We start from the raw sequence: 5,085 nt of genomic DNA, 5'->3' as shown, positions 1-5,085 counted from the left end.
TCGATTCCGAACTTAGCTACCGGGCAATGCGATTGGCATCACAACCCGAACTCCGGTCCTCTCGTACTAGGAGCAGCCCCCTTCAATCTTCCAACGCCCACGGCAGATAGGGACCGAACTGTCTCACGACGTTCTAAACCCAGCTCGCGTACCACTTTAAATGGCGAACAGCCATACCCTTGGGACCGACTTCAGCCCCAGGATGTGATGAGCCGACATCGAGGTGCCAAACACCGCCGTCGATATGAACTCTTGGGCGGTATCAGCCTGTTATCCCCGGAGTACCTTTTATCCGTTGAGCGATGGCCCTTCCATTCAGAACCACCGGATCACTATGACCTGCTTTCGCACCTGCTCGAATTGTCATTCTCGCAGTCAAGCGGGCTTATGCCATTGCACTAACCTCACGATGTCCAACCGTGATTAGCCCACCTTCGTGCTCCTCCGTTACTCTTTGGGAGGAGACCGCCCCAGTCAAACTACCCACCAGGCACTGTCCTCACCCCGGATAACGGGGCTAAGTTAGAACATCAAACATACAAGGGTGGTATTTCAAGGTCGGCTCCACAGATACTGGCGTACCTGCTTCAAAGCCTCCCACCTATCCTACACATGTAGGCTCAATGTTCAGTGCCAAGCTGTAGTAAAGGTTCACGGGGTCTTTCCGTCTAGCCGCGGGTACACTGCATCTTCACAGCGATTTCAATTTCACTGAGTCTCGGGTGGAGACAGCGTGGCCATCATTACGCCATTCGTGCAGGTCGGAACTTACCCGACAAGGAATTTCGCTACCTTAGGACCGTTATAGTTACGGCCGCCGTTTACCGGGGCTTCGATCAAGAGCTTCGACCGAAGTCTAACCCCATCAATTAACCTTCCGGCACCGGGCAGGCGTCACACCGTATACGTCATCTTACGATTTTGCACAGTGCTGTGTTTTTAATAAACAGTTGCAGCCACCTGGTATCTGCGACTCTCAATAGCTCCATCCGCGAGGGACTTCACCGTCAAGAGCGTACCTTCTCCCGAAGTTACGGTACCATTTTGCCTAGTTCCTTCACCCGAGTTCTCTCAAGCGCCTTGGTATTCTCTACCCGACCACCTGTGTCGGTTTGGGGTACGATTCCAACTTATCTGAAGCTTAGAGGCTTTTCCTGGAAGCATGGCATCAATGACTTCACGCCCTTGGGCGCTCGACGTCGTGTCTCAGCCTTAAAGAGAGCCGGATTTACCTAACTCTCAAGCCTACGCACTTGAACCTGGACAACCGTCGCCAGGCCCACCTAGCCTTCTCCGTCCCCCCATCGCAATAAGTTGAAGTACGGGAATATTAACCCGTTTCCCATCGACTACGCCTTTCGGCCTCGCCTTAGGGGTCGACTTACCCTGCCCCGATTAACGTTGGACAGGAACCCTTGGTCTTCCGGCGAGGAGGTTTTTCACCCCCTTTATCGTTACTCATGTCAGCATTCGCACTTCTGATACCTCCAGCATGCTTTACAACACACCTTCAACGGCTTACAGAACGCTCCCCTACCCAATACCTAAAAGGTATTGCCGCAGCTTCGGTTTATAGCTTAGCCCCGTTACATCTTCCGCGCAGGCCGACTCGACTAGTGAGCTATTACGCTTTCTTTAAATGATGGCTGCTTCTAAGCCAACATCCTAGCTGTCTAAGCCTTCCCACATCGTTTCCCACTTAGCTATAATTTGGGACCTTAGCTGGCGGTCTGGGTTGTTTCCCTCTCCACGACGGACGTTAGCACCCGCCGTGTGTCTCCCGGATAGTACTTACTGGTATTCGGAGTTTGCAAAGGGTTGGTAAGTCGGGATGACCCCCTAGCCTTAACAGTGCTCTACCCCCAGTAGTATTCGTCCGAGGCGCTACCTAAATAGCTTTCGGGGAGAACCAGCTATCTCCAGGTTTGATTGGCCTTTCACCCCTAGCCACAAGTCATCCGCTAATTTTTCAACATTAGTCGGTTCGGTCCTCCAGTTGATGTTACTCAACCTTCAACCTGCCCATGGCTAGATCACCTGGTTTCGGGTCTATATCCAGAGACTGAGCGCCCAGTTAAGACTCGGTTTCCCTACGGCTCCCCTAGATGGTTAACCTTGCCACTGAATATAAGTCGCTGACCCATTATACAAAAGGTACGCAGTCACAGGAACGAAGTCCTGCTCCTACTGCTTGTACGTACACGGTTTCAGGTTCTATTTCACTCCCCTCACAGGGGTTCTTTTCGCCTTTCCCTCACGGTACTGGTTCACTATCGGTCAGTCAGTAGTATTTAGCCTTGGAGGATGGTCCCCCCATATTCAGACAGGATATCACGTGTCCCGCCCTACTCGATTTCACTGAATGTGCGTTGTCAACTACGGGGCTATCACCCTTTATTGCCGGACTTTCCAGACCGTTCGTCTAACGCATATAAAGCTTAAGGGCTAGTCCAATTTCGCTCGCCGCTACTTTCGGAATCTCGGTTGATTTCTTTTCCTCGGGGTACTTAGATGTTTCAGTTCCCCCGGTTCGCCTCGTTATGCTATGTATTCACATAACGATACCTGCTTATGCAGGTGGGTTTCCCCATTCGGAAATCCCAGACTCGAGTGGTTTTTACTACCTAATCTGGGCTTATCGCAAGTTAATACGTCCTTCATCGCCTCTGACTGCCAAGGCATCCACCGTGTACGCTTAGTCACTTAACCATACAACCCCAAAGGGTCTTATTGGCTCATTTACTTTCACTTTGAAAAGTGAAAACAAACTAAGCAACCAAAGTTGTCTGCAATTATTTAAACATGATGCAGACTCGATTTTGCCGGACTCAAATATGAATAAGTGCCTAGAGACTAGTGTCTAGTTCCTAGATAACTTATTCCCAAGAACACTTGAATGTGTTTTTGTGTATTCATAGATATGAATACTTTGAGAACTTTACAAACAACAATAAATTGTTGTTTTGTCAGCTTTCCAAATTGTTAAAGAGCAAGATTCTTTCGAAGAAGTGACCATTTTTAAAGATTCTTTCTGCTAAGAACACTTAAAGATGGTGGATGCTGAAGCAGGATCGAACTGCTGACCTACCTGCGTGCAAGGCAGGCGCTCTCCCAGCTGAGCTATAGCCCCATCGATGGATAAATGCCATTAACAGTCTTATGACCGGGATAATTTCTCTTTAGGCAAGGCAGATTGTGAGGCCGTGTACATCAGTACACAACGAGCAATCTAACGCAGCATAAAGATAAATTGGTGGGTCTGAGTGGACTCGAACCACCGACCTCTCGCTTATCAGGCGAACGCTCTAACCACCTGAGCTACAGACCCACTGAATGCTCTAATTAAACCATATCAATCTGTGTGGACACTCAAAACGATAATCATCGTATAAGGAGGTGATCCAGCGCCAGGTTCCCCTAGCGCTACCTTGTTACGACTTCACCCCAGTCATGAACCACAAAGTGGTGAGCGTCCTCCCCGAAAGGTTAAACTACCCACTTCTTTTGCAGCCCACTCCCATGGTGTGACGGGCGGTGTGTACAAGGCCCGGGAACGTATTCACCGTGGCATTCTGATCCACGATTACTAGCGATTCCGACTTCATGGAGTCGAGTTGCAGACTCCAATCCGGACTACGACGCACTTTTTGGGATTCGCTTACTCTCGCAAGTTCGCCGCCCTCTGTATGCGCCATTGTAGCACGTGTGTAGCCCTACTCGTAAGGGCCATGATGACTTGACGTCGTCCCCACCTTCCTCCGGTTTATCACCGGCAGTCTCCCTGGAGTTCCCACCCGAAGTGCTGGCAAACAAGGATAAGGGTTGCGCTCGTTGCGGGACTTAACCCAACATTTCACAACACGAGCTGACGACAGCCATGCAGCACCTGTCTCAGAGTTCCCGAAGGCACCAATCCATCTCTGGAAAGTTCTCTGGATGTCAAGAGTAGGTAAGGTTCTTCGCGTTGCATCGAATTAAACCACATGCTCCACCGCTTGTGCGGGCCCCCGTCAATTCATTTGAGTTTTAATCTTGCGACCGTACTCCCCAGGCGGTCTACTTAACGCGTTAGCTCCGAAAGCCACGGCTCAAGGCCACAACCTCCAAGTAGACATCGTTTACGGCGTGGACTACCAGGGTATCTAATCCTGTTTGCTCCCCACGCTTTCGCATCTGAGTGTCAGTATCTGTCCAGGGGGCCGCCTTCGCCACTGGTATTCCTTCAGATCTCTACGCATTTCACCGCTACACCTGAAATTCTACCCCCCTCTACAGTACTCTAGTCTGCCAGTTTCAAATGCAATTCCGAGGTTGAGCCCCGGGCTTTCACATCTGACTTAACAAACCACCTGCATGCGCTTTACGCCCAGTAATTCCGATTAACGCTCGCACCCTCCGTATTACCGCGGCTGCTGGCACGGAGTTAGCCGGTGCTTCTTCTGCAGCTAACGTCAAATCCATACGCTATTAACGCATGAACCTTCCTCACTGCTGAAAGTACTTTACAACCCGAAGGCCTTCTTCATACACGCGGCATGGCTGCATCAGGCTTGCGCCCATTGTGCAATATTCCCCACTGCTGCCTCCCGTAGGAGTCTGGACCGTGTCTCAGTTCCAGTGTGGCTGATCATCCTCTCAGACCAGCTAGGGATCGTCGCCTTGGTGAGCCCTTACCTCACCAACTAGCTAATCCCACCTGGGCATATCCTGACGCGAGAGGCCCGAAGGTCCCCCTCTTTGGCTCGAAAGCATTATGCGGTATTAGCCATCGTTTCCAATGGTTATCCCCCACATCAGGGCAATTTCCCAGGCATTACTCACCCGTCCGCCGCTCGACGCCGTTATCGTTCCCCGAAGGTTCAGATAACTCGTTTCCGCTCGACTTGCATGTGTTAGGCCTGCCGCCAGCGTTCAATCTGAGCCATGATCAAACTCTTCAATTTAAAGTTTTGTTCGGCTCAATGAATACTGATAAGTTCCTAGTGACTAGAAGCTAGTTCCTAGAAAACTTGAATTGACTGTGCTGAATCCGAAGATTCAATGGTCACTCAGTTCATTGAAACCTAATTTGAAGCCAAAGCTTCC

2 tRNA genes and 2 rRNA genes are annotated in these 5,085 nt (G+C 50.4%); all 4 read right to left on the bottom strand.

The window, feature by feature from the left end:
- Window positions 1-2,709 (bottom strand): 23S ribosomal RNA (locus AC6R0R_RS18520); the annotation flags it as partial.
- Window positions 2,710-3,051: 342 nt separating this feature from the next.
- Window positions 3,052-3,130, bottom strand: a tRNA-Ala gene (locus tag AC6R0R_RS18515).
- A 121-nt stretch (window positions 3,131-3,251) separates the two neighbouring features.
- Window positions 3,252-3,328: transfer RNA gene (locus AC6R0R_RS18510), tRNA-Ile, on the bottom strand.
- Window positions 3,329-3,389: 61 nt separating this feature from the next.
- Window positions 3,390-4,943, bottom strand: a 16S ribosomal RNA gene (locus tag AC6R0R_RS18505).
- Between the last annotated feature and the right edge of the window lie 142 nt (window positions 4,944-5,085).

The sequence above is a fragment of the Vibrio sp. R12-SW3-ISO1 genome, assembly GCF_059834005.1.
Note: the sequence above shows the minus strand (reverse complement) of the source record. Positions and strands in the feature narration are given on the sequence as shown.